This window comes from Pseudomonas sp. FBF18, from assembly GCF_024261405.1.
GTDB classification, from domain to species: Bacteria; Pseudomonadota; Gammaproteobacteria; order Pseudomonadales; family Pseudomonadaceae; genus Aquipseudomonas; species Aquipseudomonas palmensis.
On record NZ_QKRS01000011.1, the window covers coordinates 2,426 to 26,327 of the forward strand.

Below are 23,902 nucleotides of genomic sequence, written 5' to 3' on the forward strand. Positions count from 1 at the left end.
CCAGCCAGAGAAAACCGCCGAAGCGCAGTGAACATGCCCCGGCTGTGAAAAGGCCCCGCCAGTGTTGCTGGCGGGGCCTTTTTATTGGCGCAGGCCCCTTCTGCCGGCTAGCCGGCCAAGGGGCCGGATCTGCCACCCACGTGACTCAGGTCAATTGACAAGCTCCACTACACTATCGCCCGCCACTAACCAACGCGACCAAAGGTCGCACTGCACCCTGTACCGCAATGACAGGCGTATCATGCGCCCTAGAGCAGCAACAACTTCTGACTGCGGTCGGCATGTACTGGCCGCGGCACTTTTCCACTGCCGTGGGACTCAATGATGAGCAAACAGATTCCAGTACATGACGTCACCCCACCTGCCAAGAAAGATGCCGGCGGCGTCGACCTCTATGCCGCACGGGAAAAGATCTACACCCGCGCCTTCACCGGCCTGTTCCGCAACCTGCGCATGGCCGGCGGGGCCCTCCTGTTTCTGCTGTACTTCGGTACCGTCTGGCTGAACTGGGGCGGGCACCAGGCCGTGTGGTGGAACCTGCCCGAGCGCAAGTTCTACATCTTCGGCACCACCATCTGGCCCCAGGACTTCATCCTGCTCTCGGGCATCCTGATCGTCGCGGCCTTCGGCCTGTTCTTCATCACCGTGTTCGCCGGGCGCGTGTGGTGCGGCTATACCTGCCCGCAAAGCGTGTGGACCTGGATCTTCATGTGGTGCGAGAAGGTCACCGAAGGCGACCGCAACCAGCGCATCAAGCTCGACAAGGCGCCCATGAGCGCCAACAAGCTGCTGCGCAAGCTGGCCAAGCACAGCCTGTGGCTGAGCATCGGCTTCGTCACCGGCATGACCTTCGTCGGCTACTTCAGCCCCATTCGCGAACTGAGCATCGAATTCTTCACCGGCCAGGCCGACGGCTGGGCCTACTTCTGGGTCGGCTTCTTCACCCTGGCCACCTACGGCAATGCCGGCTGGCTGCGTGAGCAGGTGTGCATCTACATGTGCCCGTATGCGCGCTTCCAGAGCGTGATGTTCGACAAGGACACGCTGATCGTGTCGTACGACCCGCGTCGCGGCGAAACCCGCGGCCCGCGCAAGAAGGACATGGACTACAAGGCCAAGGGCCTGGGCGACTGCATCGACTGCACCATGTGCGTGCAGGTGTGCCCGACCGGCATCGACATCCGCGACGGCCTGCAGATCGAGTGCATCGGTTGCGCCGCCTGCATCGATGCCTGCGACACCATCATGGACAAGATGGAGTACCCGCGCGGGCTGATCAGCTACACCACCGAGCACAACCTGTCGGGGCAGAAGACGCACATGCTGCGCCCGCGCCTGATCGGCTACTTCGTGGTGCTGCTGGTGATGATCGGCCTGCTGGCCACCGCCTTCCTCATGCGCCCGCTGGTGGGCTTCGACGTGAGCAAGGACCGCGTGCTGTACCGCGAGAACGCCCAGGGCCGCATCGAGAACGTGTACAGCCTCAAGGTGATGAACAAGGACCAGCGCGACCACGTGTACGTGCTCGATGCCTCCGGCCTGCCGGACCTCAAGCTCGAAGGCGCGCGGGAGATCCGCGTGGCGGCCGGCGATATCGTCAGCCTGCCGGTACAACTGTCGATGGCACCGGAAGATCTGCCTTCGACTGCCAACGAAGTCACCTTCACCCTCAAGGACGCCGACGACAACGGCACCCAGGTCGAAGCCAAGAGCCGTTTCATCGGCCCCAACATTCGCTAAGAGAGTAGAGACATGCCTGCAAACGCCTCCAGCCCCTGGCACCACCACCTCTGGCCGTGGATCATCATCGGCGTGCTGGCCACGTCGGTGACCTTGAGCCTGACCATGGTGACCATCGCGGTGAACAACCCGGACAACCTGGTCAACGACAACTACTACGAGGCTGGCAAGGGCATCAACCGCTCGCTGGACCGCGAGCTGCTGGGGCAGAGCCTGAAGCTCAAGGCCAGCGTGCACCTGGACGAGCTGACCGGCGAAGTGGACCTGCGCCTGAGCGGTGACAGCCAGCCGCAGACCCTGGAGCTGAACCTGATCTCGCCGACCCAGCCGGAGAAGGACCGCAAGATCATGCTGACCCGCAGCGAAAGCGAGCCCGGGCGTTACCTGGGGCAGTTGAGCGACAAGGTCGAGGGCCGGCGTTTCGTCGAGCTGCTGGGTACCGAAAAGGGCCAGGTATGGCGCCTGTTCGAAGAAGAGCAAGTGGCGCACGACACCACGCTGATGCTGGGTGACGAGGCGCTGCAAGGGGCTGAACACCTCGAGAAATGAGTCGACTGCAATCGCGGGTCAAGCCCGCTCCCACAGGTTTTCGGTGCTCAGACACCCTGTGGGAGCGGGCTTGACCCGCGACAAGGTCACCACCCATCTGCGATAGATAACAATGACCAGCCCCACGCCTTGCTACCACTGCGCCCTGCCCGTCCCGGCCGGCAGCCACTTCACCGCCGTGGTACTCGGCGAACCCCGTGCATTCTGCTGCCCCGGCTGCCAGGCCGTGGCCGAAGCCATCGTCGCCGGCAACCTGGAAAGCTACTACCAGCACCGCAGCGAAGCCAGCGCCAACCCCGACGCGCTGCCCGTGCAACTGGTCGACGAACTGGCCCTGTACGATCGCAGCGACGTGCAGAAGCCTTTCGTGCGCCACACCGGCGAACTCGCTGAAACCACCCTGATGATCGAAGGCATCAGTTGCGCCGCCTGCGGCTGGCTGATCGAAAAGCACCTGCGCAACCTGCCGGCGGTGGCAGAGGCGCGACTGAACCTGTCCAACCATCGCCTGCAGGTGCAATGGGCCGACAGCCAGCTGCCGCTCTCGCAACTGTTGGGTGAACTGCGCCATATCGGCTACGCCGCCCACCCCTACCAGGCCGACCGCGCCGCCGAGCAGCTGGCCAGCGAGAACCGCACCGCCCTGCGCCAGCTCGGCGTGGCCGGCCTGCTGTGGTTCCAGGCCATGATGGCAACCATGGCCACCTGGCCCGAGTTCAACATCGACCTGAGCCCGGAGCTGCACACCATCCTGCGCTGGGTGGCACTGTTTCTCACCACGCCCATCGTGTTCTACAGCTGCGCGCCGTTCTTCAAGGGCGCCGCCCGCGACCTGCGCACCCGCCACCTGACCATGGACGTCTCGGTGTCGCTGGCCATCGGCCTGGCCTACTTCGCCGGCATCTGGACTGCCATCACCGGCAGCGGCGAGCTGTATTTCGATGCGGTGGGCATGTTCGCGCTGTTCCTGCTGGCCGGGCGCTACCTGGAACGCCGTGCCCGCGAGCGCACCGCCGCAGCCACCGCGCAACTGGTCAACCTGCTGCCGGCCTCGTGCCTGCGCCTGGATGCCGACGGCAACAGCCAGCGCATCCTGCTGCGCGAGCTGCAGACCGGTGACCGGGTCCTGGTACACCCGGGCGCGGTGCTGCCCGCCGACGGGCGCATCATCGACGGCCAGTCGAGCGTCGACGAATCGCTGCTGACCGGCGAGTACCTGCCGCAACCGCGCCAGCGCGGCGATGCGGTGACGGCCGGCACGCTGAACATCGAGAGCGTACTGACCGTGCAGGTGCAGGCCCTGGGCCAGGACACCCGACTGTCGGCCATCGTGCGCCTGCTCGAACGCGCCCAGTCGGAAAAACCTCGCCTGGCCGAGATCGCCGACCGTGCCTCGCAGTGGTTCCTGCTGTTCTCGCTGGTGGCCGCCGCGGCCATCGGCCTGCTGTGGTGGGAACTGGACCCCTCGCGGGCGTTCTGGATCGTGCTGGCCATGCTGGTCGCCACCTGCCCCTGCGCACTCTCGCTGGCCACCCCCACCGCGCTCACCGCGGCCACCGGCACGCTGCACAAGCTCGGCCTGCTGCTCACCCGCGGCCATGTGCTGGAGGGCCTGAACCAGATCGACACGGTGATTTTCGACAAGACCGGCACCCTCACCGAGGGGCGCCTGACATTGCGCGCCATCCGCCCGCTGGGGACGCTGGACGCCGACCAGTGCCTGACCCTCGCCGCCGCCCTCGAAAGCCGCTCCGAGCACCCGATCGCCCGCGCCTTCGGGCGCACCATCACGGTCGCCGACGACGTGCAGAGCACGCCGGGGCTGGGTCTTGAGGGGCAGGTGGAGAACCGCCGCCTGCGCATCGGCCAGGCCGACTTCGTGTGCGCCCTGAGCCACAGCGCAGTGCCGGCGATGCCCGACGAACCCGGGCAGTGGCTGCTGCTGGGCGACAGCCACGGGCCGCTGGCCTGGTTCGTGCTCGACGACCGCCTGCGCCACGACGCCGCCGACCTGCTGGCAGCCTGCCGTGCCCGCGGCTGGCAGACCCTGCTGCTGTCGGGCGACAGCTCGCCGATGGTGGCCAGCGTCGCCGCCGAGCTGCGCATCGACCAGGCCGTCGGCGGCCTGCGCCCGGACGACAAGCTGCAACGGCTCAAGGCCCTGCAGGCCAAGGGACACAAGGTGCTGATGCTGGGTGACGGGGTCAACGACGTGCCGGTGCTGGCCGCGGCCGACATCAGCATTGCCATGGGCTCGGCCACCGACCTGGCCAAGACCAGCGCCGATGCGGTGCTGTTGTCCAACCGCCTGGAGGCACTGGTGCAGGCTTTCGGCCTGGCGCGCCGCACGCGCCGGATAATCATCGAGAACCTGCTGTGGGCTGGCCTGTACAATGGCCTCATGCTGCCGTTCGCCGCACTGGGCTGGATCACTCCGATCTGGGCGGCGGTCGGCATGTCGGTCAGTTCGCTGATCGTGGTGCTCAACGCCCTGCGCCTTACGCGCATCCGCGAGCTGCCTGCCACCGCCCCTATCGTCGACGCCGCACACCCCGCGACGGCCTGACCCGGAGACCCCATGCCCGCGCTCTACGTCATGATTCCCGCCGCGCTGCTGATCGTCGCGATCGCCGTGTACATCTTCTTCTGGGCCGTGGACAGCGGCCAGTACGACGACCTCGAAGGCCCGGCCCACAGTATCCTGTTCGACGACCAGGACCCCAAGCACCAGGCCGCCCTGGACCAGGCCGAGCCGCGCAAGCCCGACGACAGCGGCGCCCCGCCCCATGCTTGACCTGTTGCCGCTGCTGAGTTCGGCGCTGATCCTCGGCCTACTGGGGGGCGGCCACTGCCTGGGCATGTGCGGCGGCCTGATGGGCGCACTCACCCTGGCCATCCCCAAGGCGCAGCGCAGCCGGCGCTTTCAGCTGCTGCTGGCGTACAACCTGGGGCGCATCCTCAGCTATGCCGCTGCCGGCCTGCTGCTGGGCCTGGCCGGCTGGGCGGTGGCGGGCGGCCCGCTGGCCACCGGCATGCGCGTGCTCGCGGCGCTGCTGCTGATCAGCATGGGCCTGTACCTGGCCGGCTGGTGGAGCGGCCTGACCCGCATCGAAAGCCTGGGGCGCGGCCTGTGGCGGCACATACAGCCGGTGGCCAATCGCCTGCTGCCGGTGTCGAGCCTGCCGCGCGCGCTGCTGCTGGGCGCGCTGTGGGGCTGGTTGCCGTGCGGGCTTGTCTACAGCACCCTGCTGTGGGCCGCCAGCCAGGGCAACGCCACCCACAGCGCCCTGCTGATGCTGGCCTTCGGCCTGGGCACCTGGCCGGTGCTGCTGGCCACGGGGCTGGCTGCCGAGCGCACCAGCGCCCTGCTGCGCAAGCGCGGGGTACGCGTGACGGGGGGCCTGCTGGTGATCCTGTTCGGCCTGTGGACCCTGCCGGGGCCGCACCAGCACTGGCTCATGGGGCACTGAACACCCGTTGATACAAATCAACACGCCCTGACACAACGCTCCCTAGACTCCGGACACTGCCGCCATTCCAGGGACTGCCACCATGCTCGACGCCCTCCACTGGGACCCCGACCTTATTCGCCGTTACGATCTGGCGGGCCCGCGCTACACCTCCTACCCGACCGCCGTGCAACTGCACAGCCAGGTCGGCTCGTTCGACCTGTTGCACGCCCTGCGTGACAGCCGCCGCGCCGCGCGCCCGCTGTCGCTGTACGTGCACGTGCCGTTCTGCGCCAACATCTGCTACTACTGCGCCTGCAACAAGGTGATCACCAAGGACCGCGGCCGCGCCCAGCCCTACCTGCAGCGCCTGGAGCAGGAAATCCAGCTGATCGCCTGCCACCTGGACCCGCGCCAGACCGTGGAGCAGTTGCACCTGGGCGGCGGTACACCGACGTTCCTCAGCCACGCCGAACTGCGCCAGCTGATGACGCACCTGCGTCAGCACTTCAACCTGCTGGATGATGATTCGGGCGACTACGGCATCGAGATCGACCCGCGCGAGGCCGACTGGTCGACCATGGGGCTGCTGCGCGAACTGGGCTTCAACCGTGTCAGCCTGGGCGTGCAAGACCTCGACCCGGTGGTGCAACGGGCCATCAACCGCCCGCAAAGCCTGGAGCAGACCCGCGCGATCATCGAGGCCGCGCGCACCCTGCAGTTTCGCTCGATCAACCTCGACCTGATCTACGGCCTGCCCAAGCAGAGTACCGAAGGCTTTGCACGCACCGTCGAGGAAGTGATCAAGCTGCAGCCCGACCGCCTCTCGGTGTTCAACTATGCGCACCTGCCCGAGCGTTTCAAGCCCCAGCGGCGCATCGACAGCAGCGACCTGCCGGCGCCTGCGCTGAAACTGGAAATGCTGCACAACACCATCGAGCAGCTGACCGAGGCAGGCTATCGCTACATCGGCATGGACCATTTCGCCCTGCCCGACGACGAACTGGCCATTGCCCAGGAAGAGTCGACCCTGCAGCGCAACTTCCAGGGCTACACCACCCACGGCCACTGCGACCTGATCGGCCTTGGCGTGTCGGCCATCAGCCAGATCGGCGACCTGTACTGCCAGAACAGCAGTGATCTGAACGAATACCAGAACACCCTCGGCGCCTCGCAGTTGCCCACCAGTCGCGGCCTGATCTGCAACGAGGACGACCGCATCCGCCGCGCGGTGATCCAGCAGCTGATCTGCCATTTCGAACTGGAGTTCGAGACCATCGAGCGCGCCTTCACCCTCGATTTTCGCGGTTACTTCAACGCGCAGTGGCCTGCCCTGCTGGGCATGGCCAAGGACGGCCTGATCAGCCTGGATGCCAACGGGATCAAGGTGTTGCCGGCGGGGCGCCTGCTGGTACGCTCGGTATGCATGGTGTTCGATGCCTACCTGGACCTGCACAACCGCCAGCGGTTTTCGCGGGTGATTTGAATCAGCCCATCAACTCGAACACCTTCGCGACCTGATCAAGGCTCAGGTTCTCCTGCTTCATGGCCTTGTTCAGGTTGGCGGTGGCGGTGGTGATTGCCCCCGTCAGCGTGGCGATCTCACCCTGCAGCGATGAGACCTTTTGCCGCATCTGCTCGGGGGTCAGGGAGTTGTCTCGCATGACGGCCTGCATCTGCTGCATCTTTTCAGCCAGTTGCTGCTGCAGCTTGCGGATGGTCTTGAGGGTCTGCTGGATGGTCTGGGGCAGACCGCTTTCCTCGATGTCCTTGTTGCCGCCGCTGCTTTTGGACGCCTGCAGGCCCGCCAGGGACAGGTTGACCCTGACCCCCTCCTTGGCAGGAGCCTCGGCCGGTTGGGCGCTCTGGGCACCGTCGACATTGGTCTTGGCGACAGGGGGTTTGAGTTGGGTTGCAGCGCTATTCAGAGGATTTGAATCGATAGAGAGCATGGACAGTCTTTCCTGTTAAGGACACTATTCCAGGTCATCGGCCAAACATCGCCGATCTTGAGCCCAGCACGCACCAAAAGCGCGCACGCTGGCCTGAACCCGGCCGTCTGAGTTACCCTTACGGCTTATGTGTGCTTTCCCCAGAAGGATCGAATGAAAATGTCCGAGCCAGTTAAACTGCGCCCTCACAACCAGGCCCATTGCAAGGATTGCAGCCTGGCGCCCTTGTGCCTGCCTCTTTCGCTGAATCTGGAAGACATGGACGCACTGGACGAAATCGTCAAGCGCGGGCGTCCGTTGAAAAAAGGCGAGTTTCTGTTCCGCCAGGGCGACAACTTCGGCTCGGTTTACGCCGTGCGCTCCGGCGCCCTGAAGACCTTCAGCCTGAGCGACGCGGGCGAGGAGCAGATCACCGGCTTCCACCTGCCCAGCGAGCTGGTCGGGCTGTCGGGCATGGACACCGAGGCCTACCCGGTATCGGCGCAGGCCCAGGAAACCACTTCGGTGTGCGAGATCCCCTTCGAGCGCCTGGACGAGCTGTCGGTGCAACTGCCGCAATTGCGTCGCCAACTGATGCGGGTGATGAGCCGCGAGATTCGCGACGACCAGCAGATGATGCTGCTGCTGTCCAAGAAGACTGCGGACGAGCGCATCGCCACCTTCCTGGTCAACCTGTCGGCGCGCTTTCGCGCACGCGGCTACTCGGCCAACCAGTTCCGCCTGAGCATGTCGCGCAACGAAATCGGCAACTACCTGGGCCTGGCGGTGGAAACCGTGTCACGGGTGTTCACGCGCTTCCAGCAGAACGGCCTGATCGAAGCCGAAGGCAAGGAAGTACGCATCATCGACCCGATTCAGCTGTGCGCGCTGGCCGGCGGCTCGCTGGACAGCTGACACCTGGCGCAGCAGGTATACTGGCTGGCGTTTGCCCTTCAGGATACCTGCCCCATGCCGACCGATGCGTTCGACCTCAAATCCCTGATCCGCCCGGTAACGGACTTTCCCAAGCCGGGGGTGATCTTTCGCGACATTACCCCGCTGTTCCAGTCCCCTCGGGGCCTGCGCCACGTTGCCGACCAATTCATCGAACGCTATGTCGAGGCTGACTTCAGCCATGTCGGGGCGCTGGATGCGCGCGGCTTCCTGATCGGCTCGATCATTGCCCACCAGCTCAACAAGCCGCTGATCCTGTTTCGCAAGCAGGGCAAGCTGCCGGCCGATGTGCTGGCCGAGGGTTATCAGACCGAATATGGCGAGGCGTTTCTGGAAGTGCATGCCGACAGCCTGTGCGAGGGCGATGCGGTGCTGATCATGGATGACCTGATCGCCACCGGCGGCACCCTGCTGGCAGCGGCCAGCCTGATACGGCGCATGGGGGCGGCCGTGTTCGAGGCGGCGGCGATCATCGACCTGCCGGAGCTGGGCGGCTCGCAGAAGCTGCAGGCGGCAGGGGTGCAGACGTTCTGCCTGACCGAGTTTTCGCTCAGCGAATATTGATGGGGCCGCTGTGCAGCCAATCGCGGGTCAAGCCCGCTCCCACAAGGTGTTACGCAACCCCTATAGGAGCGGGCTTGACCCGCGATTGGCCGGCACGGTCACAGCGTGATCGGCTTGCGCCCCGCGAACGAATGCGCCAGCGTTCCGCCATCTACCAGTTCCAGCTCCCCGCCCAGCGGCACACCATGGGCGATGCGTGAAGCCACCAGCCCCTTGTCCGCCAGCAGCTGCGCGATGTAATGCGCCGTGGCCTCCCCTTCCACCGTGGGGTTGGTGGCCAGGATCACCTCGGTGAAGCTGCCCTGCTCGGCAATGCGCGCCAGCAACTGCGGAATCCCGATGGCCTCCGGCCCCAGGCCGTCCAGTGGCGACAGATGCCCCTTGAGCACGAAGTAGCGGCCGCGATAACCGGTCTGCTCCACCGCGTACACGTCCATCGGCCCCTCCACCACGCACAGCAGGGTGTCGTCACGCCGTGGGTCGGCGCACTGCGGGCACAGCTCCTGCTCGGTCAGGGTGCGGCACTGACGGCAATGCCCCACCCCCTCCATGGCCTGGCTCAACGCCTGGGCCAGGCGCACGCCGCCGCTGCGGTCACGCTCCAGCAGTTGCAGGGCCATGCGCTGGGCAGTTTTCTGACCCACACCCGGCAGCGTGCGCAAGGCGTCGATCAGTTGGCGAATCAAGGGGCTGAAGCTCATGGTAAAAGGCCTGGCAGATCATCGGTTGAACGGAAAAACGACGATGGGAGCGACAACCGAATGGCTGTGCTCCCACCGAGGGTCACGCAGGCAATGCCTCAGAACGGCATCTTGAAGCCCGGCGGCAGTTGCATGCCGGCGGTCATACCGCCCATCTTTTCCTGGCTGTTGGCCTCGACCTTGCGCACCGCATCGTTCACGGCCGCTGCGATCAGGTCTTCCAGCACTTCCTTGTCTTCCTGCATCAGGCTGTCGTCCAGGCTGATGCGCTTGACGTCATGGCGACCGGTCATCACCACGCTGACCAGGCCGGCGCCCGATTGGCCGGTCACTTCGGCGTTGGCCAGCTCTTCCTGCATCTTGGCCATTTTTTCCTGCATCTGCTGTGCCTGCTTCATCAGGCCGGCCATGCCACCTTTCATCATGGGAATCACCTCGGTATCAAGTTACTTGGCACACCGCGGCAGACCGCGGTGCTGGGGTAAACGGATTAGTCGCCCTGGGCCACCAGGGCGTCGACAGGTTCAATAGTATCGTGACGCACGGTGGCGCCGAACTGCTGGATCATCTGCTGGATGAACGGATCGTTCTCGATCGACGCCTCGGCCTCGCGCTGACGGTCGGCACGCCTGCGCGACGCGGCCTGGGCCGGGGTTTCCTGCTCGGGGCGAATCAGCTCGATGCTCAGGTTCAGGGTACGCCCAAGGTGCTGGTTGAGCGCATCGTTCAGGCGCCGCTGCTGGGTGGCGTTGAACAGGGCGCTGTGCGCCGGGTCCAGGTGCAGCAGCCAGTTGTCACCGTCCATCGCGATCAGCGTGCAGTTGGCGGCGATGCTGGCGGTCATGCCCGAAATCGGCAGCAGCGGGAACATCTCCAGCCATTGCAACGCCAGGCCGGTGGCCGGTTGCGCGGCAGGCTCTGGCTCGGGCTCCGGTGCAGGCTCCGGCGCGGTCTCGCTGGCCAGCTCGTCCAGGTAGCTGTAGCCCACCGGGTCGATCTCGGCGTCGTAGTAATCTTCGTCCAGCGGTGGCTCGTCGTCGCGCTCCATGCCCGCCGGGCTATAGCTGGCGTGGTCGGCGATCGGTGGCTCATCGTGATGCGCGATGGCCGGCGCGGGCGCGGCTGGCACGGGCGCAGCAATCGCCTCGGGTTCAGGTTCGGGCTGCGGCTCGGGTTCCGGCTCGGGTTCAGGCGCCGCAGCGAGCTCGGGCGCAGGCGCGGCCGGCTCGTTCCAGGGCAGGTCGACCTCGGGCACTGGCGGCTCGGCAACCTGCGCTTGCAGCACTGGCGCAGCCTGCACCGGCGGCTCGGGTTCGGGCTGCGGGCGGGCAACAGGTTCGGCAACGGGCGTGGGCACGACCGGTGCAGCCACCACCGGCGCGGCGACCGCTGCCACCGCGGGTGGGGAGTCAGCTGTGGCCTGGCTGATCCCCGTCGACTTTAGCGTCGGTGTCGGCGCATCGACGGTGTCGGCCGGGCGGAACGCCAACATGCGCAACAGCACCATCTCGAAGCCGCCACGCGGGTCGGGGGCCAGCGGCAGATCGCGCCGGCCGATCAGGCCCATCTGGTAATAGAACTGCACATCTTCGGCCGGCAGAGCGCCGGCCAGCGCCAGCACGCGGTCACGATCACCCTGGCCGTTGTCCACCGCCTCGGGCAGCGCCTGGGCCACCGCCACGCGGTGCAGCACATTGAGCATTTCAGACAGCACGCCGTTCCAGTCCGGCCCCTGCTCGGCCAGGTGCCGCACGGCTTCGAGCAGGGCCCGTGCGTCCCCTTCGAGCAGGGCCTGGAGCACGCCATAGACCTGGCCGTGATCGAGGGTGCCGAGCATGGCGCGCACATCCGCCGCCAGCACCTTGCCTTCGCCAAAGGCGATGGCCTGGTCGGTGAGGCTCATGGCATCGCGCATCGAACCGTCGGCGGCGCGGCCCAGCAACCACAGGGCGTCGTCTTCGAACGGCACGTTCTCGACCCCGAGCACATGGCTCAGGTGCTCGACCACCCGCTCGGGGGTCATGTTCTTGAGCGAGAACTGCAGGCAGCGCGACAGGATGGTGGCGGGCAGCTTCTGCGGGTCGGTGGTGGCAAGAATGAACTTGACGTAGGGCGGCGGCTCTTCAAGCGTCTTGAGCAAGGCGTTGAACGAGTGGCTGGAGAGCATGTGCACTTCGTCGATCAGGTAGACCTTGAAGCGCCCGCGGCTTGGCGCGTACTGCACGTTGTCGAGCAGCTCGCGGGTATCCTCGACCTTGGTGCGGCTGGCGGCGTCGATCTCGATCAGGTCGACGAAGCGCCCCTCGTCGATCTCGCGGCACACCGAACAGGTGCCGCACGGTGTCGAGGTAATGCCGGTTTCACAGTTGACGCATTTGGCGATGATGCGCGCGATGGTGGTCTTGCCCACCCCGCGGGTGCCGGTGAACAGGTAGGCGTGGTGCAGCCGCTGGTTGTCCAGCGCGTTGATCAGGGCCTTGAGCACATGGGTCTGGCCGACCATTTCGCGGAACGAGCGCGGACGCCATTTACGTGCAAGAACCTGATAACTCATCGAAAACCGTCGGATAGATAGACCAAAGACCGCTAATCCTAGCGGAGCAGGGGCAAAAATGCATCCGCCGTGCATGGGCACGCCGGCCAGTCACCGTTGATCGGACAACGGCCCGGGCTGGCCGGTTGCCTGTCCTCTGACTGAACACGCGCCAGGCAAAGCTTGGTAACCTATGTGCCAATCGTGAAACAAACTGATATATGTCAGCACGACTTATCAGTCATTTCCTACAAGCTAGGCTAAGCTTTATGCCGTTCGTGCCGACCTTGTTCAAGAACGGCATCCATCGTGCAGATGCGCTGCACAGGCAGCGACAAAATAGTCAAACTTATGGCGGTATTTTTTTAACTCGGCGAAAATGCGAAAAACCAGCCCAGAAATAAACAAAATATTGACACTATCAGTTTGATATCACACATTAGCATCCTAGCAGTGTGACAGACCTTATCTGCCCCAGCAGTTGATCAGATAGCCGTAGGCCGGGATTACACATATGAGTCATGCAGACGACATTGGAAATCTGTTCACCAGGTTTGGGGCAAGTGCGGACAGCTATAAAGAAATCGACACCGAGTTCGAATACCTCGAACCCGCGCTGACGGTGGCTGAACCGATCACACCTGCTGCCGCGCCCGAGCCGGTTGCCCCGGTGGCCGCGACCCTGGCGGCCCTGAAGCTGCCGCCGACCCTGGCATCGGTGCCTGCGCCGGTACAGGCACCAGCTCCTGCGCCGGCAGTCGTTGCGGTGCCCGCGCCCGTGAAGCGTATACCGCCCGCTCCCGAACCGGCTGCACAGCCCGCCGGCGCCCCCCTGTCGCTGCGTGAACAACTCGAAGCGGCGGCTCGCCTGCGCCATGCCACGGCCCAGGGGCTGAATCAGGGTGCACTGGAGCATGCCATGCACAAACCGGCACCGACACGCCCCCAGGCCAGCATCATCGCTGTGGTTTCGGCCAAGGGTGGTGTGGGCAAGACCACCTTTGCCGCCGCGCTGGCCAAGCTGCTGGAGCGCCCGCACGGTCGCGTGGTGGCACTGGACCTGGACCCGCAGAACAGCCTCGCCAGCCAACTGATGCTGCCGCGTACCGCCCCCGGTCTGAGCCAGGCTACCGACAGCGACGAACCCTGGAGCATCCACTGCCACCCAGTGCCCGACTCGACCGCCGAATGCCTGCCATTCGGGCACGCCGACGCCACCCAGTTGCGCAGCCTGGAGCAGCGCCTGGCCAACCAGCCTAGCTGGCTGCTGCAGCAATTGGCAACGCTGGCACTGACACCCGCTGACGTACTGATCATCGACCTGCCCACCGGCGCCACCCCATGGCTTGCGCCAGTGCTGGAGATGGCCGACCAGGTGGTGGCCCTGACCCTGCCGACTCCAGCCGCCTACCGCGTGCTGGATGAACTGCAGGCCTGGCTTGCGCCCCTGCACCAGCGCAGCCCCGCGCCGCGCTGCGGCTACCTGATCAACAAGGTCGACCCCACCCGCGCGCTGGACCTGGACATGTGCCAGGTACTGCGCCAGCGCATCGGTCGCGAGCTGCTGGGCATGGTCCGTCTCGACCACAGCCTGGACGAAGCCCAGGCCTTCGAATTCGATCCGTTCGTCAAGGTGCCCGACAGCCCTGCCTGCCAGGACCTGCGCGACGTGGCGCATGCCCTTGGCGCCCACCTCGCCCATCACCACCAACAGTCCGGTACCCCATGACCGCCCCCTTAGACCAGGCGTCTGCAGTGCAGGCGCCCAACACGGTTGCGCGCTTGAATGTCTGGCTCGAACGCTTCGGGCAATGGCCCGCCCCGGTGCTGCGCGCGCTGAAGATCGGTGCCGGCCTGATCGGCGCCCTGCTGCTGGTGGCCGTGGTCACCGCCCCCCTGGAGCTGGAGCGCCAGTTCGCCTTCGCCGCCCTGTGCTTCGCCGGCCTGCTGATACTGCGCAAGCTGCCCGGGCGCCTGCCGGTGCTGGCCATGGTGGTGTTGTCGCTGGTGGCCACCCTGCGTTATGTGTACTGGCGCGTCACCGACACGCTGGGCTTCGACAGCTGGCTGGACATCGTGTTCGGCTACGGCCTGGTGGCAGCAGAGTTCTATGCCCTGGTGGTGCTGGCGTTCGGCTACATGCAGACCGCCTGGCCCTTGCAGCGCAAGCCCAAGATTCTTACCCAGGACCCCAAGGACTGGCCCACGGTGGATGTGTTCATCCCCACCTACAACGAAGCGCTGAGCATCGTGAAGCTGACGATCTTCGCCGCCCAGGCCATCGACTGGCCGCGCGACAAGCTGCGCGTGCACGTGCTGGATGATGGCCGCCGCGACGATTTTCGCGAGTTCTGCCGGCAGATCGGGGTCAATTACATCGTGCGCGCCGACAACGTCCACGCCAAGGCCGGCAACCTCAACGAGGCCCTGAAAGTCACCGACGGCGAGTACATCGCCATTTTCGACGCTGACCACGTGCCCACGCGCTCCTTCCTGCAGGTGGCGATGGGCTGGTTCCTCAAGGACCCGAAACTGGCCCTGCTGCAGACCCCGCACTTCTTCTTTTCGCCCGACCCGTTCGAGAAGAACCTCGACACGTTCCGCTCGGTGCCCAACGAGGGCGAGCTGTTCTACGGCCTGGTGCAGGACGGCAACGACCTGTGGAACGCCACCTTTTTCTGCGGCTCGTGTGCAGTGATCCGCCGCAGCCACCTGCTGGAAGTGGGCGGCGTGGCCATCGAGACGGTGACCGAAGATGCGCACACCGCGCTCAAGCTCAACCGCAAGGGCTACAACACCGCGTACCTGGCGATCCCCCAGGCTGCGGGCCTGGCCACCGAGAGCCTGTCGCGGCACATCAGCCAGCGCATCCGCTGGGCACGCGGCATGGCGCAGATCTTCCGTACCGACAACCCGTTCATCGGCAAGGGCCTGAGCTTCGGCCAACGCGTGTGCTACGTGAACGCCATGCTGCACTTCTTCTACGGCCTGCCGCGCCTGGTCTTCCTGACCGCGCCGCTGGCGTACCTGATCTTCGGCGCGCAGATCTTCCACGCCTCGGCGCTGATGATCACCGCCTACGTGCTGCCGCACATCTTCCACGCCAGCCTGACCAACTCGCGTATCCAGGGGCGCTTTCGCCATTCGTTCTGGAACGAGGTCTACGAGTCGGTGCTGGCCTGGTACATCATGCGCCCGGTACTGGTGGCGCTGATCAACCCCAAGCTCGGCGGCTTCAACGTGACCGACAAGGGCGGCATCATCGACAAGGAATACTTCGACTGGGAGCTGGCGCGCCCCTACATCATCCTGCTGACCCTGAACCTGATCGGCATGGTGTTCGGTGTGGTGCAACTGATCTGGGGCGACCCGGCCGCAGCCATCACCATCATCATCAACCTGGCCTGGACGATCTACAACGTGATCATCACCAGCGCTGCCGTTGCGGTTGCCAGTGAAACCCGCCAGGTGCGTTCCGAGCCGCGCGTGCGCGCCGAGCTGCCGATTCAGGTGCAGACCGCCGACGGCACCACCATCGACTGCACCACCGTGGACTTCTCGCAAAAGGGCGTGGGCTTCAAGCTTCCCGAGGGCCAGAGCCTGCACAAGGGCCAGGACATCCAGGTGATCCTGATGCGCAAGCAGCAGGCCTGCGTACTGCCGGCCACCGTGGTGTTCAGCCGTGGCGCCATGGTCGGGGTGCAGTTCAAGCCGCTGACCTTGCGCCAGCAGAGCGACTTCGTGCGCCTGACCTTCTCGCGGGCCGACACCTGGGCCGCAACCTGGGGTGGCAGCAAGCCCGACACCCCGTTGAGCGCCCTGCACGATGTGAGCCGCATCGGCGTGCGCGGCATCATGGACCTGGCCCAGGCGACCCTCAGCGCCCTGCGCCATCGTCGCTACAAGCGCAAGCAAGCCCCCACCCACCTCGAACCTTCGTTGGACTCGCAATGACCGTCATGCTTCATACCGACCAACAAGTGAACCTGTCGCGCCGTTCTCGCCGTCTGCTCGCCGGCTCGCTGCTGTGCCTGGGCAGCCTGCTGCAACCTGCCCAGGCCGATGAGGTCGCGGCCAGCGCAGCGGCGCCCGCCACGGAGCCCGCCGCCAGCGAAACGGCGCCGGCGGCACCGGATGCGGCCGGCGAAAAGTACCAGCTCAGCCTCAAGCAGCTGGGCAAGAACTACACCATGAGCCTGCGTGGCGTGGAGTCGACCGACACGGTCAACTTCGACGTGCGGGCCGACGAGGTGGTGACCGGCGCGCAACTGACCCTGCAATACACCTATTCGCCAGCGCTGCTCAGCGACCTCTCGCAGATCAACATCATGGTCAACGACGAAGTGGCCGCCAGCCTGCCGTTGCCCAAGGAAAACGCCGGCGTCCTGCAAAAGCAGGTGATCGACATTCCGCCGTACCTGATCACCGAGTTCAACCGGCTCGGCGTGCAGTTGATCGGCCACTACACCATGCAGTGCGAAGACCCGCTGCATTCGAGCCTGTGGGCCAAGATCAGCAACGAAAGCCAGTTGAGCCTGCAGGTCAAGCCGGTGGTGCTGCCCAACGACCTGGCCCTGCTGCCGCTGCCGCTGTTCGACCGTCGCGACCCACGCGCCCTGAGCCTGCCGTTCGTGTTTGCCGTGGCCCCCGACAACACCACCCTCGAAGCGGCGGGCGCGGTGTCGTCGTGGATCGGTGCACTGGCCAGCTACCGTGGCGCAAACTTCCCCACCAACCTGCACAGCCTGCCCGCCAGCGGCAACGCAGTGGTGCTGGTCAACACCGCCGAGGCCAACCAGGTCGAGGGCCTGACGCTGCCCGACCTCAAGGGCCCGACCCTGTCGCTGGTGAGCAACCCCAACGACCCGCACGGCAAGCTGCTGGTCATCGCCGGACGCGACAGCGCCGAACTCAAGCGCGCCGCCACCGCCCTGGTGATCGGCTACCGCAGCTTCTCCGGCCCCAGCGTGCAGATCGACACCGTCAATGCGCTGCAGCCACGCCAGCCGTATGACGCGCCCAACTGGCTGCCGACCGATCGCCCGGTGCGCCTTGGCGAGCTGATCGACCCGCGTCAGCTCAATGTGTCGGGCTACAACCCCGGCATGATCACCGTGCCGGTGCGCCTGCCACCCGACCTGTTCAACTGGCGCGAACAGGGCGCCCGGCTGGACCTCAAGTACCGCTACACCCCACAGCAGACCTCGTCCAACTCTTCGCTGCTGGTGAGCTTCAACGACACTTTCATCAAGTCGATGAACCTGCCCTCGATCGAGCGCCTGGGCGGCGGCGACAGCCTGCTGGCAGCCCTGAAGAAAGACGACAGCATCGCCCGCGAGGCGAGCATGCTGCTGCCGCTGGACTCGGTCGCCCTGCAGTCGCGCCTGCAGTTCCGCTTCATGTACGACTACATCAAGCAGGGTGAATGCCGCGACATCATCATCGACAACATGCGCGGCGCCATCGACCCGGACTCCACCCTGGACCTGAGCGGCTACGACCACTTCATCGCCATGCCCAACCTGGGCGTGTTCAAGGACAGCGGCTTCCCGTTCACGCGCCTGGCCGACCTGTCCGACTCGGCGGTGATACTGCCCGACAACGCCGGCAGCGCCGACTGGAGCGCCTACCTCACCGTGCTCGGACGCTTTGGCGACTCCACCGGCTACCCGGCCACCGCCGTCACCGTGGCCCAGGCCGGCCAGGTCGATGCCCTGGCCGACAAGGACCTGCTGGTGCTGGCTTCCGGCGACAACCAGCCACTGCTCAAGACCTGGGCCGACTACCTGCCCAGCAGGACCCAGGACGCCAGGCATTACGTGGAGTTCTCCGACCTGCCGATGCGCCTGCGCGAATGGATCAGCCCCGATCCCAAGGCCAACCTGCGCGCCGCGCGCGGTGCGCTCACCTTCACCGGCGAGAACCGCAGCTCGTACGTCACCGGGTTCGAGTCGCCGCTCAAGAGCGGGCGCAGCGTGGTGGTGCTGTCCAGCCCGCAGCCGCAGAACCTGGTGGAGGTCACCGACGCCCTGATCGGCGGCGAACAGTACACCCAGGCACTGCAAGGCAGCCTTGTGGTGATCAACGGCAGGAATGTCGAATCGCTGGTGGCCGAGCAGGCCTACTACGTGGGGCACCTGGGGCCGTTCCGTTACATCCAGTGGCTGCTGTCCCAGCATGTACCGGCGCTGCTGCTGTTGACCCTGCTGGGGGTTGCCCTGGTCAGCCTGGTGGCGTTCTTCTCGCTGCGCGCCCAGGCCAAACGTCGCCTCAACATCGAGTAATCGCATGCCTCTGCCAACCGGACACACCGCACCGTTGCCCGCCAGGCGTCCGCGCTCGCTGCTGCGCCGCCTGCTGGGCGCCAGCGCCCTTACCCTGCTGCTGCCCGGCGTGAGCCAGGCCAACAGCTGCCAGGCCGACCCCTGGCCGTTGTGGCAGGTGTTTCGCCAGCACTTCGTGCAACCCGACGGGCGCGTGCTCGATGCCAGCACGCCGCAGCAGCACAGCTCGTCCGAAGGCCAGTCCTACGCGATGTTCTTTGCCCTGGTGGCCAACGACCAGGCCAGCTTCGACAAGCTCTGGCTGTGGGCCAGCAACAACCTTGCCGGTGGCGACATCAAGCAGAACCTGCCGGGGTGGATCTGGGGCCTGGACGACAAGGGCCAGTGGCGCCTGCTGGACCACAACTCGGCCTCGGACGCCGACCTGTGGTTCGCCTACGCGCTGAGCGAGGCCGCGCGGCTGTGGAACACCCCGGCCTACAACGCCCAGGCTGCCCAGCTGCTGGCCAATATCAAGGCCCGCGAAGTGGCCGAGCTGCCGGGCCTGGGCATGATGCTGCTGCCCGGCGTGGAGGGCTTTGCCAAGCCCGATCACTTCTGGCAGCTCAACCCCAGCTACCTGCCGGTGCCGGTGCTGCGACGCCTGGCGGTGGTCGACCCCAAGGGGCCGTGGAGCCAGATCGCCCGCAGCACCGCCAGCCTGATCAAGGGCGTGAGCCACAACGGCTATGTGGCCGACTGGGTGGGCTACCGTGCCACCGGCCCGGACAAGGGCCTGTTCGTGATCGAGCCGGTCAAGGGCGAAACCGGCAGCTACGACGCCATCCGCACCTACCTGTGGGCCGGCATGACCCCGGCCAAGGACCCACTGGCCAAGCCGATCCTCGACAGCCTCGACGGCATGGCGCGCAGTGTCGCGACCCACGGCGTACCGCCAGAGAAAGTGCAGGTGCAGGCCAACACCAGCAGCGGCGATGGCCCGTTCGGCTTTTCTGCCGCCCTGCTGCCGTATTTCAAGGCGCGCCAGCAACCCTGGCTGCAGGAACAGCAGCGTGCCCGTGTCGACCAGCTGATGAGCAAAAGCCTGAGCCCCGAAGCGCTGCAGGCCAGACAACCCCCTTACTACGACTTCGTGCTGAGCCTGTTCGCCCTCGGCTTCATGGATGATCGTTACCACTTCCTCGACGACGGGAAGCTGCAACCACTCTGGGAGACTTCATGCCCTCGCGCCGCCAAACCCTAGCCATTGGGGTGCTTGCCGCCCTGATCCACAACAGCAGCTTTGCCGAGCTCAGCGAGAACGGCAAGGTCCTGCTGGAACAGGGTCAATACTGGCAGGCCCGCAAAGACACCACCCGCGCCACCGAGGCATGGCGCAAGCTGCTGCTGATCGATCCGCAGCAGGCCGACGCGTTGTACGGCCTTGGCCTGCTGGAGCTTGATGGCAATCGCCCGCAGGGCGCCAAGCGCTACCTCGACCAGCTCAGGCAGGCGCACCCCGGCGAGCGTCAGACCCTGTTGCTGCAACAGGAGATCGCCCTGCACAGCGCCGATAACACCGCGCAACTGGAGCAGGCCCGCCAACTCGCCGAATCGGGCGAGCTGGATCAGGCTGTGGCGGCATACCGCACGCTGTTCAGTGGCAGTGCACCCCAGGGCGAACTGGGCCTGGAGTTCTACAGCTACCTGGGCTACACCGCCACCGGCTGGCAGGAAGCGCGCCAGGGCCTGGAGCGCCTGCAGGGCCAGTCGCCGGACAACCCCAAGATCAAGCTCAACCTGGCCAAGCTGCTGCTGCGCAACGAAAGCACGCGGGTGGAGGGCATTCGCCGGCTGGCGTCCTATGCCAACGACCCGGTGATCGGCAGTGAATCGATCGAGGGCTGGCGCCAGGGCCTGTCCTGGCTGGGTGCGCCGCGCCCCGCCGAGGTGCCGTTGTTCGATGCCTACCTCAAGGCCTACCCGGACGACGAAGAGATCCGCAACCAGCTCAAGAGCGGTGCCCGTGCCAGCCAGGCCAGCGCCGTCCAACGCCAGAACAGCCACCTGGTGCGTGGCTTCAAGGCGCTGGACGCCAACGACCTGCCCCAGGCCGAGCAGTCGTTCCAGGCCCGTTTGCGCGAGCAGGCGCAGGATGCCGACGCCCTCGGCGGGCTGGGCATCGTGCGCCAGCGCCAGGGCCGCCTGGGCGACGCCGATGCACTGTTCAAGCAGGCCATCAGCCGTGGCAACAGCAGCCGCTGGCAAAGCGCCCTGCAAGGCAACCGCTACTGGGTGCTGCTGGACCAGGCCAATGCCGCCCGCGACGCCGGCAATCCGCAAGACGCCCGCGAGCTGCTGCAACGCGCCATCGCGATGAACCCGCGCCAGGTGCAGGGGCCTGTCAGCCTGGCCGACCTGCAGGCCGCCCAGGGTCAGTTCGACAGCGCCGAAACCACCTATCGCCAGGCCCTGAGCCTGGATGCCGGCAACCCCGATGCGCTGCGCGGGCTGGTCAGCGTGCTGGCGCAGAACGGCAAGCTGGGCGAAAGCCAGCGCCTGATCGACGGGCTCAGCGATGCCCAGCGCGAACGCCTGGGCGACCTGCGCGTGCTGCGCGCGGCCATCGCCGTAGGCCAGGCCCGCGACGCCGAGCGCAGTGGCGACCTGGCCGGCGCTCGCAAGGCGCTGGAAGAGGCCGTGCGCAACGACCCGCAGAACGTGTGGGCGCGTTACGACCTGGCGCAGGTCTACCTCAAGAGCGATGCCTCCGGCAAGGCGCGCCAGACCATCGACGAGATGCTCAAGGCCAACCCGCAGCGGGCCGAGGCGCTGTATGCCAGCGCGCTGTTCTCCAGCCGCCTGGGCGAGTGGCAGTCGGCCCAGCGCAGCCTGGCGCAGGTGCCCACGGCCCAGCGCAGCGCCGCCATGCACACCCTGGCCGAAGAGATCGAACTGCACCTGCTGACCCGCCAGGCGGCAGACCTGGCCAAACAGGGCCAGCGCCAACAGGCCATGAAGCTGCTGCAACGCGCCGAACCGGCAGCGGCCAACAACCCCGGCATGCTCTCGGCGCTGGCCGCGACCTATATCGATATCGGCCAGACCGAACATGCGCTGGGCATGCTGCGCACCGCCATTGCCCAGAGCAGCACGCCCTCCCCGTCCCTGCGCCTGGCCTATGCCGGCGCACTGCTCAAGGCCGGCGACGACGTGCAGGTGAACCAGATTCTGCGCGAGCTGCGCAGCCAGCCACTGCAGGCCGGCGACCAGCGCAGCTACGACGACCTGGTGTTCCAGTACACCGTGCGCCAGGCCGACCTGCTGCGTGAAAAGGGCGACCTGGTGGCCGCCTACGACACCCTCGCCCCGGCCCTGGCGCAACGCCCGCAAGACCCGCAGGCAGTGTCGTCGCTGGCGCGCATGTACCTGGACAACCGCAACCCGGCCAAGGCGGTGGAGCTGTTCACCCCGCTGCTGCGCCAGTACCCGGACAATGCCGACGTGCAGATGGGCGCCGCCCAGGCCTTCGTACAGGCCGGCGATGCCGACAAGGCCGAGCGCGCCGTTGAAAAGGCCCTGCAACTGGCCCCGCAGAACCCGCAGATTCTCACCAGTGCTGCCGGCTATTACCGTGGCCGCGGCAAGCTGGCCAAGGCCGAGCAGCTGTATGCCCAGGCCCTGGCCTTGCAGGCGCCGCCGGAGCAGAACGTGCTCAACCCCTTCGGCCAGGCGATTGCCGTCAACCCCTTCGTCGGCCAGCCGGGCCAGCGCAAGCAGTCGCGCCTGAGCGAAACGGTGCTGGCCGAGATTCCCGAGCCGGCACAGACCCAGGTCAGCAGCCGCGCCAACGAGGCGTTCGACGCACCGGTGCTGCTGGCCAGTCGCGACAGCGAACCTGGCCTGCGCACGGCCAGCCAGGCCACGCCGCAGCTCGCCACGCCGGCACCGGTCGACCCGCGCGCCGCGCTGCAGACCGAGCTGGATACGATTCGCGAGGCGCGCAGCCCGCAAATCAAGCAGGGTGTCACTTTCCGCGGTAACGACAGCGAATCGGGGCTGGGCAAGATTACCGATGTGGAGGCGCCGCTGGAGATCAGCGTGCCGTGGAACGACGATCGACTGGCCCTGCGCATCACGCCAGTGTCGCTGAACGCAGGGGGGGTGAAAAACGAGCTGAGCGCCAATTCGCGCTTTGGCGGGATCACCAGCGAAATGGCCAAGAACATACTCGCCATGCCGCTACCCGACCTGCTTGCAGAAGCAGAGGACTTCTACATCGACAGCCCCGGCTCGCAGAAGGACAGCGGCGTAGGCGTGGCCGTAGCCTACGAGAACCCGTCGCAGGGCCTCAAGGCAGACCTGGGCGTGAGCCCGGTAGGCTTCCTGTACAACACCGCCGTGGGCGGCATCAGCCTGGATCGCCCCTTTGCAGAAGGCAGCAACTGGCGCTACAACCTCAACCTGTCCCGGCGCTCGGTCACCGACAGCCTGACCTCCTTCGCCGGAGCCCGCGACAAGCGCACCGACCTGCAATGGGGTGGCGTAACCTCCAACGGTGGTCGTCTGCAGCTGGGTTATGACAATCAGACCTACGGCATGTACGGCTATGGTTCCTGGCACAAGCTGCTGGGTCACGACGTGGAGTCCAACACCCGCAGTGAACTGGGCAGCGGCATCTACTGGTACCTGCTCAACAATCAGGATGAACGCCTCACCGCAGGCCTGAGCGTGTCCGGGGCGCATTACGCGAACAACCAGAGCTTCTTCACCTACGGCCACGGCGGCTACTTCAGCCCGCAGAACTTCTTCTCCATCGGTGTGCCGGTCAGCTGGGCGCAGCGGGGACCGAACTTCAGCTACCAGGTGCAGGGTTCGGTGGGCATGCAGCACATCGAGCAGGACAGCGCACCGTACTTCCGCGACAGGCAGTCACAAGCGGCGCTGGAACGAATTTCCCAGGCCTTTGCCACGGACGGTACAACCCTGCGCACCACCTATGCCTCGCAGAGCAAGACCGGCATCGGCTACTCGCTGGGCGCCAGTGGCGAATACCGGCTGGGCGATGGGTTCTTCTTCGGCGGCACACTGGGTGTGGACAACGCCCGCGACTACCAGCAATGGACCGGTGGCCTGTACCTGCGCTACCTGTTCGACGACGGCCGCGGCGCCATGCCGTTGCCCGTCAACCCGTACCGTTCCCCTTATTCGAATTGAT

17 protein-coding genes are annotated in these 23,902 nt (G+C 66.0%); 13 read left to right on the forward strand and 4 right to left on the reverse strand.

Annotation, left to right across the window (positions count from 1 at the left end; translation table 11 throughout):
* The first annotated feature begins 324 nt into the window (after window positions 1–324).
* From ccoG to hemN, 6 genes are all read left to right on the forward strand, one after another.
* Window positions 325–1,740, forward strand: coding sequence for a cytochrome c oxidase accessory protein CcoG (gene ccoG, locus DN387_RS17350; protein ID WP_054915577.1), 1,416 nt, complete (start codon window positions 325–327; stop codon window positions 1,738–1,740).
* 12 nt (window positions 1,741–1,752) lie between these two features.
* Entirely contained in the window at window positions 1,753–2,289 is a 537-nt protein-coding gene (locus tag DN387_RS17355; RefSeq protein WP_043862382.1) for a FixH family protein, read from the forward strand.
* Window positions 2,290–2,401: 112 nt separating this feature from the next.
* Entirely contained in the window at window positions 2,402–4,855 is a 2,454-nt protein-coding gene (locus DN387_RS17360; protein ID WP_054915578.1) for a heavy metal translocating P-type ATPase, read from the forward strand.
* A 12-nt stretch (window positions 4,856–4,867) separates the two neighbouring features.
* Window positions 4,868–5,083, forward strand: a complete 216-nt coding sequence (ccoS, locus tag DN387_RS17365; RefSeq protein ID WP_054915579.1) for a cbb3-type cytochrome oxidase assembly protein CcoS — start codon at window positions 4,868–4,870, stop codon at window positions 5,081–5,083.
* Window positions 5,076–5,759: a sulfite exporter TauE/SafE family protein gene (locus DN387_RS17370; RefSeq protein ID WP_043862379.1), complete on the forward strand. Its 684-nt coding sequence runs from the start codon at window positions 5,076–5,078 to the stop codon at window positions 5,757–5,759. The genes ccoS and DN387_RS17370 overlap by 8 nt, the downstream gene beginning before the upstream one ends.
* Before the next feature lie 82 nt (window positions 5,760–5,841).
* Window positions 5,842–7,224, forward strand: coding sequence for an oxygen-independent coproporphyrinogen III oxidase (gene hemN, locus DN387_RS17375; RefSeq protein ID WP_054915580.1), 1,383 nt, complete (start codon window positions 5,842–5,844; stop codon window positions 7,222–7,224).
* Window position 7,225: 1 nt separating this feature from the next.
* Here hemN and DN387_RS17380 read toward each other — a convergent pair whose 3' ends face one another.
* Window positions 7,226–7,690, reverse strand: coding sequence for a hypothetical protein (locus tag DN387_RS17380; protein WP_043862377.1), 465 nt, complete (start codon window positions 7,688–7,690; stop codon window positions 7,226–7,228).
* A gap of 159 nt (window positions 7,691–7,849) precedes the next feature.
* Between DN387_RS17380 and fnrA the strand changes: the two genes are divergently transcribed.
* Both fnrA and DN387_RS17390 read left to right on the forward strand, forming a co-directional pair.
* Entirely contained in the window at window positions 7,850–8,584 is a 735-nt protein-coding gene (fnrA, locus tag DN387_RS17385; protein WP_043862376.1) for a Crp/Fnr family transcriptional regulator FnrA, read from the forward strand.
* 54 nt (window positions 8,585–8,638) lie between these two features.
* Entirely contained in the window at window positions 8,639–9,187 is a 549-nt protein-coding gene (locus DN387_RS17390) for an adenine phosphoribosyltransferase (protein ID WP_054915581.1), read from the forward strand.
* A gap of 98 nt (window positions 9,188–9,285) precedes the next feature.
* On the opposite strand, the gene recR is transcribed toward DN387_RS17390, so the two are convergent.
* The 3 genes from recR to dnaX form a co-directional block, all read right to left on the reverse strand.
* Window positions 9,286–9,888, reverse strand: a complete 603-nt coding sequence (gene recR, locus DN387_RS17395; protein ID WP_043862374.1) for a recombination mediator RecR — start codon at window positions 9,886–9,888, stop codon at window positions 9,286–9,288.
* A gap of 98 nt (window positions 9,889–9,986) precedes the next feature.
* Window positions 9,987–10,313: a YbaB/EbfC family nucleoid-associated protein gene (locus tag DN387_RS17400; protein WP_010226011.1), complete on the reverse strand. Its 327-nt coding sequence runs from the start codon at window positions 10,311–10,313 to the stop codon at window positions 9,987–9,989.
* A 65-nt stretch (window positions 10,314–10,378) separates the two neighbouring features.
* Window positions 10,379–12,442, reverse strand: coding sequence for a DNA polymerase III subunit gamma/tau (dnaX, locus tag DN387_RS17405; protein ID WP_054915582.1), 2,064 nt, complete (start codon window positions 12,440–12,442; stop codon window positions 10,379–10,381).
* Window positions 12,443–12,935: 493 nt separating this feature from the next.
* Between dnaX and bcsQ the strand changes: the two genes are divergently transcribed.
* Genes bcsQ through DN387_RS17430 form a run of 5 tightly spaced genes read left to right on the forward strand, consistent with a single transcriptional unit; the run spans window position 12,936 to window position 23,901 of the window.
* The gene (gene bcsQ / locus DN387_RS17410; RefSeq protein WP_043862372.1) at window positions 12,936–14,150 is read left to right on the forward strand and encodes a cellulose biosynthesis protein BcsQ; all 1,215 of its coding nucleotides are present in this window, start codon (window positions 12,936–12,938) and stop codon (window positions 14,148–14,150) included.
* Entirely contained in the window at window positions 14,147–16,375 is a 2,229-nt protein-coding gene (gene bcsA, locus DN387_RS17415) for a UDP-forming cellulose synthase catalytic subunit (protein WP_043862371.1), read from the forward strand. Before bcsQ ends, bcsA begins: the two co-directional genes overlap by 4 nt.
* Window positions 16,372–18,705: a cellulose biosynthesis cyclic di-GMP-binding regulatory protein BcsB gene (bcsB, locus tag DN387_RS17420; RefSeq protein WP_043862370.1), complete on the forward strand. Its 2,334-nt coding sequence runs from the start codon at window positions 16,372–16,374 to the stop codon at window positions 18,703–18,705. The genes bcsA and bcsB overlap by 4 nt, the downstream gene beginning before the upstream one ends.
* Before the next feature lie 4 nt (window positions 18,706–18,709).
* Window positions 18,710–19,948 carry a cellulose synthase complex periplasmic endoglucanase BcsZ gene (gene bcsZ / locus DN387_RS17425; protein ID WP_082405755.1) on the forward strand — a complete coding sequence of 413 codons (1,239 nt, stop codon included), beginning with the start codon at window positions 18,710–18,712 and terminating at the stop codon, window positions 19,946–19,948.
* Window positions 19,924–23,901, forward strand: coding sequence for a cellulose biosynthesis protein BcsC (locus tag DN387_RS17430; RefSeq protein WP_054915584.1), 3,978 nt, complete (start codon window positions 19,924–19,926; stop codon window positions 23,899–23,901). The genes bcsZ and DN387_RS17430 overlap by 25 nt, the downstream gene beginning before the upstream one ends.
* The last annotated feature ends 1 nt before the right edge of the window (window position 23,902 follow it).

Coding starts and splice junctions, on each gene's coding strand:
- DN387_RS17390 (WP_054915581.1), top strand. CDS start 8,639: ATGCCGACCGATGCGTTCGACCTCAAATCCCTGATCCGCCCGGTAACG.
- dnaX (WP_054915582.1), bottom strand. CDS start 12,442: ATGAGTTATCAGGTTCTTGCACGTAAATGGCGTCCGCGCTCGTTCCGC.
- bcsA (WP_043862371.1), top strand. CDS start 14,147: ATGACCGCCCCCTTAGACCAGGCGTCTGCAGTGCAGGCGCCCAACACG.
- bcsB (WP_043862370.1), top strand. CDS start 16,372: ATGACCGTCATGCTTCATACCGACCAACAAGTGAACCTGTCGCGCCGT.
- fnrA (WP_043862376.1), top strand. CDS start 7,850: ATGTCCGAGCCAGTTAAACTGCGCCCTCACAACCAGGCCCATTGCAAG.
- DN387_RS17360 (WP_054915578.1), top strand. CDS start 2,402: ATGACCAGCCCCACGCCTTGCTACCACTGCGCCCTGCCCGTCCCGGCC.
- bcsZ (WP_082405755.1), top strand. CDS start 18,710: ATGCCTCTGCCAACCGGACACACCGCACCGTTGCCCGCCAGGCGTCCG.
- bcsQ (WP_043862372.1), top strand. CDS start 12,936: ATGAGTCATGCAGACGACATTGGAAATCTGTTCACCAGGTTTGGGGCA.
- DN387_RS17370 (WP_043862379.1), top strand. CDS start 5,076: ATGCTTGACCTGTTGCCGCTGCTGAGTTCGGCGCTGATCCTCGGCCTA.
- DN387_RS17430 (WP_054915584.1), top strand. CDS start 19,924: ATGCCCTCGCGCCGCCAAACCCTAGCCATTGGGGTGCTTGCCGCCCTG.
- DN387_RS17380 (WP_043862377.1), bottom strand. CDS start 7,690: ATGCTCTCTATCGATTCAAATCCTCTGAATAGCGCTGCAACCCAACTC.
- DN387_RS17400 (WP_010226011.1), bottom strand. CDS start 10,313: ATGATGAAAGGTGGCATGGCCGGCCTGATGAAGCAGGCACAGCAGATG.
- ccoG (WP_054915577.1), top strand. CDS start 325: ATGAGCAAACAGATTCCAGTACATGACGTCACCCCACCTGCCAAGAAA.
- hemN (WP_054915580.1), top strand. CDS start 5,842: ATGCTCGACGCCCTCCACTGGGACCCCGACCTTATTCGCCGTTACGAT.
- recR (WP_043862374.1), bottom strand. CDS start 9,888: ATGAGCTTCAGCCCCTTGATTCGCCAACTGATCGACGCCTTGCGCACG.
- DN387_RS17355 (WP_043862382.1), top strand. CDS start 1,753: ATGCCTGCAAACGCCTCCAGCCCCTGGCACCACCACCTCTGGCCGTGG.
- ccoS (WP_054915579.1), top strand. CDS start 4,868: ATGCCCGCGCTCTACGTCATGATTCCCGCCGCGCTGCTGATCGTCGCG.